Source organism: Amycolatopsis palatopharyngis, from assembly GCF_003385185.1.
Classification (GTDB): domain Bacteria; phylum Actinomycetota; class Actinomycetes; order Mycobacteriales; family Pseudonocardiaceae; genus Amycolatopsis; species Amycolatopsis palatopharyngis.
On sequence record NZ_PQHZ01000014.1, the window covers coordinates 17151 to 31963 of the forward strand.

Sequence of the window (14813 nt, forward strand, 5' to 3'; positions counted from 1 at the left end):
CGGGGTATGCGTTGCTACTTTTTGCCCTTGCCCTTGTCCGAAGGAGTCTCGGTGGACAGCGCCGCCACGAATGCCTCCTGCGGCACCTCGACGCGCCCCACGGTCTTCATCCGCTTCTTGCCTTCCTTCTGCTTCTCCAGCAGCTTGCGCTTACGCGAGATGTCGCCGCCGTAGCACTTGGCCAGCACGTCCTTGCGGATCGCGCGAATCGTCTCGCGCGCGATGATCCGGCCGCCGATGGCCGCCTGGATCGGCACCTCGAAGTGCTGGCGCGGGATCAGCTCGCGCAGGCGGGTCGCCATCTTGTTGCCGTAGGCGTAGGCGTAGTCCTTGTGCACGATTGCCGAGAACGCGTCCACCCCCTCGCCCTGCAGCAGGATGTCGACCTTCACCAGGTCGGCGACCTGCTCGCCAGCCTCCTCGTAGTCCAGTGAGGCGTAGCCGCGGGTACGGGACTTCAGCGAGTCGAAGAAGTCGAAGATGATCTCGCCGAGCGGCAGGTGGTAGCGCAGTTCGACCCGCTCCTCGGACAGGTAGTCCATCCCCAGCAACTGACCCCGCTTGCCCTGGCAGAGCTCCATCACCGAGCCGATGAACTCCGAGGGCACGATGACGGTCACCTTGCTCAGCGGCTCGTGCACCTCGGAGATCTTGCCCGCCGTCGGCCAGTCGGACGGGTTGGTGACGACGTGCTCGCTGCCGTCCTCCATGTACACGTCGTAGACCACGTTGGGCGCGGTGGAGATGAGGTCGAGGTTGAACTCCCGCTCCAGCCGCTCCCTGGTGATCTCCAGGTGCAGCAGGCCGAGGAACCCGCAGCGGAAACCGAACCCGAGCGCCACCGACGTCTCCGGCTCGAACGTCAGCGCGGCATCGTTGAGCTGCAGTTTCTCCAGGGCCTCGCGGAGCACCGGATAGTCGGAGCCATCCACCGGGTACAGGCCGGAGTAGACCATCGGCTTGGGTTCGCGGTATCCGGTCAGCGGCTCTTCGGCGCCCTTGCGCTCGGAGGTGACGGTGTCACCGACACGCGACTGCCGAACGTCCTTCACGCCGGTGATCAGATAGCCCACCTCGCCCACTCCGAGGCCCTTGCTGGGCTTCGGTTCCGGCGACACGATTCCGACCTCGAGCAGCTCGTGGGTCGCGTTGGTCGACATCATCCTGATGCGCTCGCGCGGGGTGATCCGCCCGTCCACCACCCTGATGTAGGTGATGACACCCCGGTACGTGTCGTACACCGAGTCGAAGATCATCGCCCGTGCGGGAGCATCGGCGTCTCCGACCGGCGGCGGCACCTGTCGGACCGCCTCGTCGAGCAGCTCCCGGACCCCCTCCCCGGTCTTGGCCGACACCCGGAGCACGTCGGAGGGTTCGCATCCGATGATGTGCGCGAGTTCGGCGGCGTACTTGTCCGGCTCGGCGGCGGGCAGGTCGATCTTGTTCAGCACCGGGATGATGTGCAGGTCCTTCTCGAGCGCGAGATAGAGGTTCGCCAGCGTCTGCGCCTCGATCCCCTGCGCGGCGTCGACCAGCAGGATCGCCCCCTCACACGCCTCGAGCGCCCGCGAGACCTCATAGGTGAAGTCGACGTGGCCGGGGGTGTCGATCAGGTGCAGAACGTGTTCGTTGCCGTTGACCTCCCACGGGAGCCGGACGTTCTGCGCCTTGATCGTGATACCGCGCTCGCGCTCGATGTCCATCCGGTCCAGGTACTGCGCGCGCATGGCGCGCCCCTCCACGACCCCGGTGATCTGCAGCATCCGGTCGGCCAGCGTGGACTTGCCGTGGTCGATGTGCGCGATGATGCAGAAGTTCCGGATCAGCTCCGGCGGGGTGAAGGTGGAGTCGGCAAACGTGCGCGTCACTGTCACTCGCTGGTCCTCGCGTCGGGGTTGGCAGCCTTCATCGTCCCATGGCGGGTACGGGGCACTCTCGGGGTCATCCCCGATGCGAGTGCCGACGTGGCCGTGCTGTCCTCGAAGTATGGCTATCCCACTGGAAGAAGTACTGGACAGGGCGTTCGGCCATCCACGCGGTCTGCTCGGCCGGATCGGCGCGGCGGTGATGGAACGGGGCAACGGCCCCACCGAGAGCAAGGTGGTCGAGGTCGCCAAACCGGGCGAGGACGAGACGGTGCTGGTCGTCGGTCCCGGGCCGGGAGTCGGGCTCGGCCTCGCCGCCGCGCGAGCGCGCCGCACCATCGGCGTCGACCCGTCGGAGGAGATGCTGCGGCGCTGCAGGCGCCGGTGCGCCGCCGCGATCGAGGCGGGGATCGTGGAGCTTCGGGCAGGCACAGCGGAGTCGACCGGCCAGGAGCCGGACTCCGTCGACGTGGTGCTCAGCGTGAACAACCTCGCGCTCTGGTCCGACCGCACGGCGGTACTGGCCGAGTTGTCGCGGGTGCTGCGGCCAGGCGGACGACTGGTCCTGTCCGCCCACGAAAAGTGGCTGCCGGTGTCCCGGCACGAACTGGTGGGCGAACTGGAGGCCGCGGAATTCACCGACGTGCAGAGCTGGACCTGGGATCCGCCCGGCCGGACGGCCAGCCGAGCGGTTCAGCTGCGGGCGGTGCGTCCCCGCTCCTGACGTGGCGGCACCCCACGTCTACCGCGTGTCGGCCCGCAGCGGATGGTCCTCGGGAATCTGCACCAGCACGATCCGGGTGCCATCCGGATCGGCGATCCAGGCCTCGTCAAGACCCCACGGCTCCCGCCGGGCCTCGCGCACGATCGGGACCCCACGCACCGTGAGCTCGGCGAGGGTGTCCGCGAGGTCGCGGACCTGCAGCCACAGCGCGACGTCCGGGCCTGCCCCCTGCTCGCCCTCCCCGACGATCTCCAGGAAGCCCTGACCGAGGAAGAAGACCGTGCCGACCGGGAACTCCCGGTAGACGGCGAGGCCGAGCACGTCCCGGTAGAACTCCGTGGTGATCCGCCGGTTCCGCGGCTTGAGCAAGATTCGGCTGCTCAGGACCTCCATGGCACCCTCCGTGTTCACGTCGACTCCTACAGGGACCGTCGGTTCAGGCGAGCGCGATCGCCGTGATCCCGGCGAGGACGATGCCCGAACCGGCGATCCGGCGCAGCGGGTCTGCCTCACCCAGCACCCGCCAGGCTGCCAGACCGCCGAGCACGATGCTCAGTTCTCTCGCCGGGGCCACAAGGCTCACCGGCGCGATGCGCAGCGCGAAGAGCACCAGCAGGTAGGCCACGGGCGAGAGCACGCCCACCAGCAGGACCTCCTTGCGGTGGGCGCGCCACAGTGTCGCGGTCCCGCTCACATCCCTGATGGCGATCGGAGCCAGCAAGGCGCTCTGCAGCAGAGCGGCGACACCGAAATAGACCACGGGTGGCGCGGCCAGCGTGGTCACCGCATGCGCGTCCCACAGGGTGTACGCCGCGATAACCGCCCCGGTCAGCACCCCGTAACCGATGCCGGCACAACGTCTGCGCCCCTCAGTGGCACCGGGCACACCCGGGTCTTTGCGCTTGTCCGGTCTGCCCACCCCACCGATGACCAGCACGCCAACGACCACCAGCAGCGCGCCGAGCAGGCCGATCCAACCGGGACGTTCACCGAGCAGGGTCACGGCGGCGAGTACGGCGAGCAGCGGCCCCGTCCCCCGCGCGAGGGGGTAGACGACGGAAAGGTCGCCGACGGCGTAACCCCGTTGCAGCAACACTCCGTACACGACGTGCAGCACCGCGGTGACCGCGGAGGCGAACAGCCAGGTCCACTGCGGAGGTCCCGGGGTCCGCAGCAGAACGATGATCGCCAGTGGCAGGCACACCACCGCCGAAACCGTGTAGTAGAGACAGACGAAGACGGCGCCGCCGCCCGGTACCCGCTTGGCCGCCAGATTCCACCCGGCGTGCACCACGGCGGCGCTGAGGACGAGGGCGAGAGCGACGCCCGTCACCGAGCACCTCGCGCGTCCACGTCCCTATCCCAGCAGTCGCCGCGCTCAGATCAGTAGCAGGGTCTTACCGAGCGCGGCGCGGGCCTCGATGGCGGCGTGCGCGTCGGCGGCCGACGCCAGCGGGAATGTCTGGCCGATGACCGGCCGCAGCCGTCCAGCGGCGGCCTCGGCGAGGACCTGGCCGGTGAGTCGCGCGTGCTCGTCCGAGTCGAACTGCACGGCCTCGATCCCCCAGAAACCGACCCCTCGGCGAGCCGCCTCGCCAGGATCAACGGCCGCGAACCGCCCGCTCGGAGTGCCGTGTGCGGAGAACCTGCCACCGGGCGCGATCAGCGAGAACGCGGTAGCTCCCACCTGCCCGCCCGCACCGTCGAGCACCAGGTCCAGGCCGGCACCATCGGTGGCCCCCATTACCCGCTCGGCCCAGTCCGCCTCGGAGTAGTCGACCACCGCGTCCGCACCCTGCTCCCGGATCAGCGCCAGCTTCCGCTGCCCCCGTGCCGCGGCGACGACTCGCGCGCCCGCGGCCTTGGCGAGCTGGACCAGCAGGAGTCCCAGTCCGCCTCCAGCCGCGGTGATCAGCACGCGCTCGCCAGGCCGGATCCGGCTGCGCTCGGCCAGCCCGAGTGCGGTGACGCCGTCGTGCAGCAGGGCCACCGCCACCACCGGGTCGACCCCGTCCGGCACCTCGTGCACCTGGCCGGCAGGCGCGACGACCCGCTCCGCGTATCCGCCGCCGGGCAATCGTGCGATCACCGTCGTATTGAGCAGGCCAGGGTCCCCGCCGTCGCCCACCGACACCACCTTGCCCGCCACCCCACCACCGGGGACGTACGGCGGCCGCACCGGGAAGTACTCGCCACCGCCACCACCGCGGACCATGGTGTCGAGAAAGAGCACATCGGCGGCCACCGTCGCGATCACGAGTTCGCCCTCGCCCGCAACCGGCTCCGGCAACTGTGCCGGTACCAGCACCTCGGGCCCGCCGAACTTCGTCACTTGAACCACCCGCATGTATCCCGCCTCCTCGAAATCCTGTGTGACACCCACTCTCGAACCTCGACTTAACTTGAGGTCAACCAGGGAGTGCGGGGTCACACCTGCCGCATTCGACCAGGTGGGTGCCGGTACGCGGAACGCCGTTGTGTAGGCTGACCGGTCGTTGCCGTGTGGCGTTCCGCCATGGAGGAAGACCCGCAGCCGCCGATTCCGGTGGCCGGGGCCACGAGAACGCGGCAGCGACTCACCACCGTCGAACAGGAGTGCCGGCATGGCCAACATCAAGTCGCAGGTCAAGCGGATCAAGACCAACGAGAAGGCGCGGCAGCGCAACCAGTCGGTGCGCTCTTCGGTGAAGACCGCGGTCCGCAAGTTCCGCGAGGCTGCGAACGCCGGGGACCGGGACAAGGCCATCGAGCTGCAGCGCGAGGCGTCGAAGAAGCTGGACAAGGCCGCCACGAAGGGTGTTCTGCACCCGAACCAGGCCGCCAACAAGAAGTCGTCGATGGCCAAGCGCGTCAACCAGCTCTGAGTGCGCGCGGCTCCGGCCGCATTTCGATCACAAGTCGTTCCACGCTGAGGCCCCGGTGACCCGCTCACCGGGGCCTTCTGCTGTCCTCAGCGCCGTTCGCGCGCGGCGAGCACGTCCAGCACCGCCCGTTCGAGGGCGTAGTCGGGGCTGGCGGCGGCGCCCTTGACCTCCGCGTTGAGCCGGGCGACCACGCGCATCGCGTCCGCGAGCCCGTCCGGTCCCCAGCCGCGCGCCTGCCCCTGCGCCTTCCTGATCTTCCATGGCGGCATGCCCAGCTCACCGGCCATCTGGTTGGGATTGCCCCGCCCGGCACCAGCGACCCTCGCGATCGTGCGGACGGCGTCGGCGAGGGCGTCCGCGACCAGTACGTGGGGCACGCCGATCTGCATCGCCCACCGCATCGACTCCAGCGCCGCCGCCCGGTCACCGGCCACCGCCTTCTCCGCGACGACGAAGCCCGTCACGTCCGCCCTGCCGCGGTGGTACCGCCGTACGGCTTCCTCGTCCACACTGCCGCCCGAGTCGGCGACCAGCTGCGCGGCCGCGGACGCCAGCTCCCGGAGATCGGAGCCCACCGCGTCGATCAATGCGAGCACCCCGGCCGCGTCGATACGTCCGCCCGCGGTCCGGACCTCGTGGCGCACGAACGCTTCCCGGTCCGCCGGACGAGTGAGCTTCGCGCATTCGGTGACCTCGGCCCCCGACTTGCGCAGCGCCGCGGGCAGCGCCTTCGCCGCTTTGCTGCGCCCGCCGCCGGAATGCAGCACGACGAGCACAATGCCGTCGGCGGGCTGCGAGGCGTAGGACAGAATCGCGTCCGCGATCTCCTGCGAGGCCTCCTGTGCCGCCTCCAGTGCGACCACCCTGCCCTCACTGAACAGCGATGGGCTGACCAGTTCGGCCAGCGCCGGAGGTGTGAGTTCGGACACGCGCAACCTGGTCAGATCAGCGGTCGAATCGGCGAGGCGGGCGGAGTCGAGGGCCGCGCGCACCGCCCGCTCGATGAGCAGCTCCTCCTCGCCGAGCACGAGGTGCAGCGGTGCGGGGGTGGTGGCTGGGACGGTCACGCGGCCGATCCTCCCACGTCCCACTGACAGGGATCGGGAACGGCCCGGCACTCCCGCCGGGCGGCTCCGCGAAGCGCGCGATGGTGACGCGGCTCCCCATCCCGTGGCAGGAGCACGGGGCGATGTCGTACGGTGTAACCGAGGCAGGGCGACAGCTCGCCGACAACTGAATACCGCTCATCCAGAGGGGCAGAGGGAACGGCCCGTTGAAGCCCCGGCAACCGGCGTCAGCCTGTCATCTCGATTCCGCGAGGTAGCTGACGATCACGGTGCCAATTCCGGCCCACATCGTGGGACAGATGAGGAAAGGACCTCGCGATGACTGCAGCCCTGGGATCGAAGACCACCTCCGGCCGCGCTTTCGACCTCGGCCCTGCCGTGGAGCTGGTGTCCAAGGAAGAAGGACACCGCCAGCCGCTGGCCCCCGAGTTCGTTTCCGCGGAAGACTTCTCCCCGCTTGAGGTCGCCTACGACTTCGGCCGGGTCCGCCGTGAGGACATCGAGTCCGGACCGCGCAACATCTGGCGCTACAAGAAGCTGCTGCCGGTTCCGTCCAACGTTGAGGAGATCCCGAACACCGAGCCGGGCTGTACCCGCCTGGTCCGCGCGGACCGCCTCGCGAAAGCCCTCGGTGTCCGCAAGCTCTGGGTCAAGGACGACACCGGCAACCCCACGCACTCGTTCAAGGACCGGGTCGTGGCCGTGGCGCTGGCCGCCGCACGGGAGTTCGGTTTCGACACCCTCGCCTGCCCCTCCACCGGCAACCTGGCCAACGCCGTCGCGGCCGCCGCGGCCCGCGCAGGCTGGGACTCGGTCGTGCTGATCCCGTCCTCGCTCGAGCGGGCGAAGATCCTCACCACAGCGGTTTACGACGGCTCGCTGATCGCCGTGGACGGCAACTACGACGACGTGAACCGGCTCGCGACCCAGCTGGCCGCGGACCGGGAGTCCTGGGCGTTCGTCAACGTCAACGTGCGGCCCTACTACTCCGAGGGGTCGAAGACCCTGGCGTACGAGGTGGCCGAGCAGCTCGGCTGGCGCCTGCCAGAGCAGATCGTGGTCCCGATCGCCTCCGGCTCGCAGCTGACCAAAGTGGACAAGGGCTTCCGCGAGCTCGGTGAGTTGGGGCTCGTCGATCCCAGCCCGTACAAGGTTTTCGGTGCGCAGGCCACCGGTTGCTCGCCGGTGTCGTCGGCGTTCCGCAACGGTCACGACGTGGTGCAGCCGGTCCGGCCGGACACCATCGCCCGCTCACTCGCGATCGGTAACCCGGCCGACGGACCCTACGTCCTTGACGTCGTCAACCGCACGGGCGGAGCGATCGAGGACGTGACCGACGAGGAGGTCGTCGAGGGCATCCGGTTGCTCGCCCGTACCGAAGGCATCTTCACCGAGACAGCTGGCGGCGTCACCGTCGCGACCGCGAAGAAGCTGATCGAGGCGGGCAAGATCGACCCGGACGAGGAGACGGTGCTGCTCATCACCGGCGACGGCCTGAAGACCCTGGATGCGATCGAGAACCACGTCGGCCCGAAGGCGACCGTGCCACCGAACGCGGACGCGGTGAAGGCGGCACTCGGCGAGTAGGACGCAGGCCGGGCCGGATCACCGGCCCGGCCCCCTGCGCACCACTGCGGGACCGGTGTCGCCGGGTACCACCGCCGTGTCCCCACTCCGGTCGGTCCTGGCGATCAGTGCCCCGTCTCCGGTGAGCACCCGCAGTGTGCGCTCGCTGGGATGGCCATAGGTGTTGTCCTCCCCCACACTCACCAGTGCGATCCTCGGCCGTACCGCGCCGAGGAACTCCGGCAGAGTGAACCTGCTGCCGTGGTGCGGAATCTTCAGTATCTCCGCGCTCAGGTCCGTCCGCGCGGCCAGCAGGTCGGCCTGCGCGGTCAACTCGATGTCACCGGTGAGCAGGACCCGGCCCGCCGCGGTCCTGGCGACCGCCACCGTTGACGAGTTGTTGATACTCGTCCCGTCCTGCTCGGCGTCGTCGCCGGCGGGCGCGGCGGGCACATAGCGGGGACCGAGCACCTCGATGTCCAGACCCGGCCAGCCGAACCGGTCTCCCGTGGTGAGTTCGAGCAGCGCAACGCGGTGCCGCGAAGCCAGTTCCGTCACCTCTCGCCAGGCCCAGGCCGGAGTCCGGCCGGGCCCCACCGCGATCCCGCCCACCGTCCGGCCCTCGAACACCGACTCGAGTCCGCCGATGTGGTCGGCGTGCAGGTGGCTCAGCACGATCAGTGGCACCCGGTCCACGTCCAGCCGATCGAGACATCGGTCCACCGGACCGGGCCTTGGCCCGGTGTCCACGACGACCGCCCGCCCCCGCTCGCCTGCCGACAACACGATGGCATCCCCCTGCCCGACATCGCAGGCCACCACCGACCAGTCCGAAGGCGGCCACGGCGGCGACACCACCCGAACCGGCAAGACGACGAGCAGCAGAACGACCAGCCCGACGGCGAGCCCGACCCGAACCGGCCGGTACCGCAACGCACACACCGCCGCCACAACCGCCAGTGCGGCGAGCAGACCACCCCACCAACCCGAAAACCAGGGCACCACGGCTCCGGGTACCGCTGCCGCGTGCCTGGCCACCAGGATCAGCCACTCGACGCCCGGACCGGCGAGCCGGACGAGCAGTTCGGCCCCGAACGGCCAGAGCCCCGCGAGTGCGCTCACCGCGACCCCGAGCACTGTCACCGGGGCGACCACCGGAGCTGCGAGCACGTTCGCCGCGACCGCGACGGAACTGAAGCTGCCCGCCATACCGGCCACGATCGGCACTGTCACCAGGAAGGCCGCCAGCGGCACGGCAAGGGCGGCGGCCACCACCGCCGGCACACCCCTGCCGCGCATTCGCCGGGTCCACCGCGGTGCCACGAGCACGAGTCCCGAGGTCGCCACCACCGACAACGCGAAGCCGAGGCTCACCGCCATACCGGGGTCGTGGAGTACGAGACAGATCACCGCCGCGGCCAGCGCGGGCAAGGCGGAACCCTTGCGACCGAGCGCCAGCGCGAGCAGTCCCACCGCGCCCATGACCCCGGCGCGCAGCACGGTGGGTTCCGGGCCGACGAGGACGACGAAACCGGCAAGGGCCACGCCAGCGGCGGTCGCGCACAGGCGGGGCCCGGCCCGTGCCGCGCGGAACAACAGCAGCACGGCGCCGCACACCACCGTGATGTTGGCCCCGGAGACCGCTGTCAAATGCGACATCCCCGCGTCGAGGAACTCGCGTTCCACTCTGGCCGACAGCGCACTGGTGTCCCCGAGAACCAGACCTGGAAGCAAACCGGCGGGTTCGTCGGCCAGCACCGATGCGGCGCGGCGCAGGGACCCGCGCATTCCGTCGGCGCCGCGTTGCCACCAGGAAGCGGGACTCATCGACTCAGGAGGCCCGCGGACGAAACACACCGCGACCGTCAACTCACCAGGACGGGCCGGCGCCAGTCCGCCGTGGACGTTCACCAACTGTCCCGGGAGCAGGCCGGACCATTCGGTGGCATCGGCGATCAACAGCACCCTGCCTCGGCTCGGGACAGGGGTGCCCCCGGCAGCGGCCGATTCCACCCGAACCGGAATCAGCACGGATCTCGCGCCGGCCCGCTGCCCCGCGTAACCGTCAGAACGCACCGGGCGCGGGCGCTCCATCACCTCCACCCGCAGAACCACCTCCGCTCCCCGCCCCGCCGCGACGCGCAGGGGGTCCTGTTCCGCTCGCGCCACCCGGACCGTCACGAGCAGCGCGGCGAGAACGCCACAGCCCACGAGCGCGACAGCCGCCATCTCGGATCGCCCTTGGTGCCGCTCGCCTCCGCGCCGCCCCGCACCCGACCTGTACAGCCATACCGCTCCCACCAACGCGCCTGTCGTACCGAACACCAATGCGGCCCACCAGCCCCACAGAAGCCCCAGCAGTGCCGCGAGCCATACGGTGCTCGCCGCGGGAACGAGCCGGAGATCGGTTCCCGCCGATACGGTGTCGTCCCGGCGATCGGCGCCGCTCACCCCACACTCACGTGATCACGCAGTCGCGAAAGCCGGGTGTCCCCGATCCCCTCCACCTCGCGCAACTGTTCCACCGAGGTGAACGCTCCGCGCTCCGTTCGCCAGTCGAGAATGCGCGCGGCGGTGACCTCCCCGACCCCGGGCAGTTCTTCGAGTTGTTCCGCGGTCGCGGTATTGAGGTCGACCTTTACCCGCACCCCGCCGGGACCCGCCGCGACGGCTGCCGCGGCCACGGGCACCGGCAAACCGACGTGGATCTGTTCACCATCGGTGAGCTTGCGCGCCAGATTGACCGAGGCGAGGTCCACGCCGTCCTGCGCGCCGCCGGCCGCCTCTACCGCGACCGCGACGCGCGATCCCGCGGGTACGGTCACCAGCCCCGGTTCCCGCACCTTGCCGACCACGCTCACGACCACCGGCTCGTCCGTGCCCTGCCGCGCCGATGGGGCAGCGGCAGGCTGGGTACTCGTGCGTTCCCCGGCGAGCGGCAGTGGCGGGGGTGACTCGGTGACGGGATCGCCACGGATCAACACCACGGCGAACACAACCGCGCCGAGTACACCCAGCAGCGCGGCCACCGTGGCCCCTCTGCGGCGCCCGCCACCGCCGAGACGGACAACGAAGCCGGGCAGCCATCTGCCGAGCAGGTCGCCAGTAGCGCCGGACTCGGGCCCGTCCCGCTCTCGGTGCCCGCCCGGCGCACCCCGCTCGTCCCGATCGGGATCAGTACTGTGCTCGACGGCCTCGGCCTGGTTCTTCAGGTACAGAAGCCTGCTGTTGCTCGATGATTCGTCCGACACGGGTTCCACGCTAGGAAGCGGCGGTGCCGGATCGACAGCCTCAATTCGTCAGGCTGTGGACAACTGGGTACCCGTGGACAACTACCGATCGCGAGGGACTGTCAGTCCCCGGCCGTGCGCTGGACCACGATCCCCAGCACGCCCGGCCCGGTGTGCGCACCGATCACCGCGCCTATCTCGGACACCACACAGCCACCTGATCCGGGCAGCCGGTCCTCCAGCCGGTTGGCCAGCTCCACCGCCCGCTCCGGCGCCGCGAGGTGGTGCACCGCCAGTTCGGGGTTGCCGTCCCCCGCCGCCGCGACGGCCAGCTCGATCATCCTCGCCACCGCGCGGTTCATCGTCCGGACCTTCTCCAACGGCCGGATCTGCCCTTCGTCCATCCGGAGGACCGGTTTCATCGCAAGAGCGGTACCCAGCAGGGCGGCGCCGGGACCGATCCGCCCGCCGCGGCGCAGATGTTCCAGCGTCTCCACCGCGAACAGCGTCTCCGAACGGGCCGCCGTCCGCACGGCGACGTCCTCGACCTCGGCGCCGTCGGCCCCCGCAGCCGCGGCCACGGCCGCGTGCAGTGCCGCGAACCCGAGGCCCATGGCCGTGGTGCGCGAGTCGACCACCCGCACGATGTCCGGCCCGACCTCCTGCGCGGCGAGCACGGCGGCTTCCCAGGTGCCGGACAGTTCCCGGGAAAGGTGAATCGAGACCACCGTGTCGGCGCCCTCCGCGAGCGCGGCCCGGAAGGTGTCCGCGAACTCCGCGGGGGTTGGTCTCGAGGTCGTGACGATGCGCCGCTGTCCGAGGGCCTCGGCGAGCGCGGCAGGTCCGATGTCGGTTCCGTCGAGCGCGGCGACACCGTCGATCAGGACGTGCAGCGGCACCACCCTGATGTGGTGCCGCTCGGCGAAGCCCTCCGGCAGGTGGGCGGTGGAGTCCGTGACAACTGCGACCGGCACCGCCCCAGCCTACGTGCCCTTCCGCGCCAGCAGTGGGACGATCAGCTCCGCCATGGCGTTGCCCACCGCGCTGTGTCCCTCCCAGCCCCAGTGCATCCCGTCGGGGTTGCCGTGTCCGCCCAACACGTGTGGGCCTACCACCGTGGGCAGGTCCAGCAGCGGCACACCGGCGGCGCTGCCCCACTCGGCCATGGCGGCCGCCGTGCGGCGGCGAACGGTGTGCACGTAACCGTAGGACGCGGCGCGGTGGACCGATGGCAACCAGCCCACGATGGGTAGCTCGGGGCGCAACACCCGCAGCGCGCCGACCGCGGTCCGCAGATAGTGGACGGTCAGTTTCGTCGGCAGCACGGCAGGCCGGCCCCGAAATGCGACGGCAAGGCGCGGCTGGGCGCGCAGATAAGCTCCGCGCACGGTTCTGCGCAGGCCGTCGGGACGCAGGTAGCGCAGGCCGGTGCGCAGGTAGGTGGGCAACGGCGAGGGCAGTGTGTCCATGCTGCCGACAGCCAGTACGACGACGTCGGCGTGATGCAGATCCGCCCAGACCCGGGGATCCCCGGTCAAGGACCACCATGCGTCCCGCGCGGTCCAGCCGATGCCACCGACGAGGTCCGCCCCGCCGCCGAGCGCGTGTGCGGCGATATTGGGCCAGAGACGCGGCTCGTCGGCCGCATGCGCTCCATCGGGCCCGTGGAAGCTCAGGGAGTCGGCGAACACCAGGATGCGTGGCGAGGACCGTTGGTCCACTGCCGGGGTCGGCGCCTCGTCCTCGCCGGCTTTCGCGCTCACACCTGTCACGCCTAGCCGGTCATGCCCGCGTTATACGCGTGCAGCCGCCAGGTGCCGTCGCGCAGTCCCAGCTCGACCCAGTGGCAGTTACCGATTCCGCCGAGAATCGGCCAGCTGGTGACAGGCAGGTCCACCAGCCGCGCGGTGAGCGCGAGAATGAGACCGCCGTGGGCAGCCAGCAGAACGGTTTCGCCCGGCTGGTCGGCGCGGCGCAGATCCGCGACGACCTCGGCCGCACGGTCGGCGACGTCGACGCGGGACTCACCGCCGGGCGGGGCCCAGGTGGAGTCCATTCGCCAGCGTTTGCGTTCACCTGGCGAGCGCTCGTCGACCTCGGCGCCGGTCAGACCCTGCCACTCACCGAGGTGTGTCTCGCGCAGACGCTTGTCGATCCGCAGGGGAACGCCGATCGACTCGGCGAGGACGGTGGCGGTATCGGTGGCGCGGCGCAGGTCCGAGGCGATGATGAGGTCTGGCTGGAACCTGGCGAGTGCGGGAACCGCGAAACGGGCCTGGTTCCAGCCCACCTGGGTCAGCGCGGAGTCCAGGTGCCCCTGCATCCGGCCCGCGGCGTTGTAGTCCGTCTCGCCGTGCCGCCAGAGCACGAGACGCCGCAGCGTCACCGCTCCTCGTGCCCCTCGCCCGCGGCTTCCCCGTCGCCGTCGTCCCGGCCGTGACCGAGGTCCAGGTCCGGGATCTCGATTCGGGGGCAGTCCTTCCACAGCCGCTCGAGGCCGTAGAACGAACGCTCCTCGTCATGCTGGACGTGCACGACCACGTCGACGTAGTCGAGCAGCACCCAGCGTCCCTCACGGGCGCCCTCGCGGCGGACCGGCTTGTGCCCGGCGACCCGCAGCTTCTCCTCGACGTTGTCCACGATCGCGCCCACCTGGCGCTCGTTCGGCGCGGAGGCGATCACGAACGCATCGGTGATGACCAGTTGATCGGACACGTCGAGAACGACGATGTCACTCGCCTTCTTGTCCGCCGCCGCGTGGGCGGCCGCCGTCGCGAGGTCTCGTGCTTCGGCCGTCGCTGCCACAGTGCTCCTTCAGGTGTTGATGTGCCCGGAGCAGCCTACCCGCCCGCTTCCGGAGCCGCCCCGGCCAGGCTGTTCCCCTTCCGGGCGGTACAGGTTCCGCTTGGCGATGTAGCGGACCACGCCGTCGGGCACGAGATACCAGACCTGCTCTCCCCCGCGGACCCGTTCGCGGCAGCCGCTCGAGGAGATGGCCATGGCGGTGACCTCGACCAGGCTGACTTTGCCGCTGGGCAGGTGATGGTCGTTGAGGTGGTAGCCCGGCCGGGTGACGCCGATGAAGTGCGCGAGGTCGAACAGCTCGTCGGCGTTGCGCCAGGTGAGGATCTGCTCCAGTGCGTCGGCCCCGGTGATGAAGAACAGCTCGTCGTCGGGGTATTCGGCGTTCAGGTCCCGCAGCGTGTCGACCGTATAGGTGTGCCCGCCCCGGTCGATGTCCACGCGGCTCACCGAGAACACCGGGTTCGACGCCGTGGCGATGACCGTCATCAGGTAGCGGTCCTCGGCCTTGGTGACGACCCGGTCGGATTTCTGCCAAGGCTGTCCCGTTGGCACGAAGATGACCTCGTCCAGGCAGAAGCGGTGCTGGACCTCGCTGGCCGCGACGAGGTGGCCGTGATGCACGGGGTCGAAGGTTCCACCCATCACCCCGATGCGACGTGTCGACATGATCCGAGGGTAGCCCGGAGCACCGA

At 70.1% G+C, this 14813-nt stretch carries 15 protein-coding genes and 1 riboswitch; of the genes, 3 read left to right on the plus strand and 12 right to left on the minus strand.

Features of this window, described 5'->3' with window-relative positions; translation table 11 throughout:
* Window positions 1-14: 14 nt before the first annotated feature.
* Entirely contained in the window at window positions 15-1874 is a 1860-nt protein-coding gene (gene lepA / locus D0C15_RS13285) for a translation elongation factor 4 (protein ID WP_116044750.1), read from the minus strand.
* 112 nt (window positions 1875-1986) lie between these two features.
* Here lepA and D0C15_RS13290 point away from each other — a divergent pair, with 112 nt between their 5' ends.
* Window positions 1987-2589, plus strand: coding sequence for a class I SAM-dependent methyltransferase (locus tag D0C15_RS13290; protein WP_116044752.1), 603 nt, complete (start codon window positions 1987-1989; stop codon window positions 2587-2589).
* Between the two features lie 18 nt (window positions 2590-2607).
* Here the strand turns inward: D0C15_RS13290 and D0C15_RS13295 are convergent, their stop codons facing one another.
* The 3 genes from D0C15_RS13295 to D0C15_RS13305 are packed head-to-tail and all read right to left on the minus strand — an operon-like array spanning window position 2608 to window position 4936.
* Window positions 2608-2982 (minus strand): VOC family protein, encoded by a 375-nt coding sequence (locus D0C15_RS13295; protein ID WP_116044983.1) that lies wholly within the window; start codon window positions 2980-2982, stop codon window positions 2608-2610.
* A gap of 43 nt (window positions 2983-3025) precedes the next feature.
* Window positions 3026-3922 (minus strand): EamA family transporter, encoded by an 897-nt coding sequence (locus D0C15_RS13300; protein ID WP_116044754.1) that lies wholly within the window; start codon window positions 3920-3922, stop codon window positions 3026-3028.
* Window positions 3923-3967: 45 nt separating this feature from the next.
* A complete protein-coding gene (locus D0C15_RS13305) occupies window positions 3968-4936 on the minus strand; it encodes a zinc-binding dehydrogenase (protein WP_116044985.1) in 969 nt (322 codons plus the stop codon).
* A 256-nt stretch (window positions 4937-5192) separates the two neighbouring features.
* Between D0C15_RS13305 and rpsT the strand changes: the two genes are divergently transcribed.
* Complete coding sequence (gene rpsT / locus D0C15_RS13310; protein WP_116044757.1) at window positions 5193-5453, plus strand: 30S ribosomal protein S20; 261 nt, start codon at window positions 5193-5195, stop codon at window positions 5451-5453.
* 86 nt (window positions 5454-5539) lie between these two features.
* Here the strand turns inward: rpsT and holA are convergent, their stop codons facing one another.
* A complete protein-coding gene (gene holA / locus D0C15_RS13315; protein WP_116044759.1) occupies window positions 5540-6520 on the minus strand; it encodes a DNA polymerase III subunit delta in 981 nt (326 codons plus the stop codon).
* A 174-nt stretch (window positions 6521-6694) separates the two neighbouring features.
* A riboswitch (SAM riboswitch) is annotated at window positions 6695-6826 on the plus strand.
* 12 nt (window positions 6827-6838) lie between these two features.
* Here holA and thrC point away from each other — a divergent pair.
* Complete coding sequence (gene thrC / locus D0C15_RS13320) at window positions 6839-8107, plus strand: threonine synthase (protein WP_116044762.1); 1269 nt, start codon at window positions 6839-6841, stop codon at window positions 8105-8107.
* Window positions 8108-8125: 18 nt separating this feature from the next.
* On the opposite strand, the gene D0C15_RS13325 is transcribed toward thrC, so the two are convergent.
* The 7 genes from D0C15_RS13325 to nadD form a co-directional block, all read right to left on the minus strand.
* Window positions 8126-10537, minus strand: a complete 2412-nt coding sequence (locus D0C15_RS13325) for a ComEC/Rec2 family competence protein (RefSeq protein WP_116044765.1) — start codon at window positions 10535-10537, stop codon at window positions 8126-8128.
* Window positions 10534-11337 carry a ComEA family DNA-binding protein gene (locus D0C15_RS13330; protein WP_245975748.1) on the minus strand — a complete coding sequence of 268 codons (804 nt, stop codon included), beginning with the start codon at window positions 11335-11337 and terminating at the stop codon, window positions 10534-10536. Before D0C15_RS13330 ends, D0C15_RS13325 begins: the two co-directional genes overlap by 4 nt.
* Before the next feature lie 101 nt (window positions 11338-11438).
* Entirely contained in the window at window positions 11439-12290 is an 852-nt protein-coding gene (locus tag D0C15_RS13335) for a DegV family protein (protein WP_116044768.1), read from the minus strand.
* Window positions 12291-12299: 9 nt separating this feature from the next.
* Entirely contained in the window at window positions 12300-13079 is a 780-nt protein-coding gene (octT, locus tag D0C15_RS13340) for a diglucosylglycerate octanoyltransferase (RefSeq protein ID WP_425455387.1), read from the minus strand.
* Window positions 13080-13090: 11 nt separating this feature from the next.
* Window positions 13091-13702: a histidine phosphatase family protein gene (locus tag D0C15_RS13345; RefSeq protein WP_116044771.1), complete on the minus strand. Its 612-nt coding sequence runs from the start codon at window positions 13700-13702 to the stop codon at window positions 13091-13093.
* The gene (gene rsfS, locus D0C15_RS13350; RefSeq protein WP_116044774.1) at window positions 13699-14121 is read right to left on the minus strand and encodes a ribosome silencing factor; all 423 of its coding nucleotides are present in this window, start codon (window positions 14119-14121) and stop codon (window positions 13699-13701) included. The genes D0C15_RS13345 and rsfS overlap by 4 nt, the downstream gene beginning before the upstream one ends.
* Before the next feature lie 9 nt (window positions 14122-14130).
* Complete coding sequence (nadD, locus tag D0C15_RS13355; protein ID WP_245975749.1) at window positions 14131-14787, minus strand: nicotinate-nucleotide adenylyltransferase; 657 nt, start codon at window positions 14785-14787, stop codon at window positions 14131-14133.
* Between the last annotated feature and the right edge of the window lie 26 nt (window positions 14788-14813).

Coding starts and splice junctions, on each gene's coding strand:
- D0C15_RS13295 (WP_116044983.1), bottom strand. CDS start 2,982: ATGGAGGTCCTGAGCAGCCGAATCTTGCTCAAGCCGCGGAACCGGCGG.
- thrC (WP_116044762.1), top strand. CDS start 6,839: ATGACTGCAGCCCTGGGATCGAAGACCACCTCCGGCCGCGCTTTCGAC.
- nadD (WP_245975749.1), bottom strand. CDS start 14,787: ATGTCGACACGTCGCATCGGGGTGATGGGTGGAACCTTCGACCCCGTG.
- rpsT (WP_116044757.1), top strand. CDS start 5,193: ATGGCCAACATCAAGTCGCAGGTCAAGCGGATCAAGACCAACGAGAAG.
- D0C15_RS13290 (WP_116044752.1), top strand. CDS start 1,987: ATGGCTATCCCACTGGAAGAAGTACTGGACAGGGCGTTCGGCCATCCA.
- D0C15_RS13305 (WP_116044985.1), bottom strand. CDS start 4,936: ATGCGGGTGGTTCAAGTGACGAAGTTCGGCGGGCCCGAGGTGCTGGTA.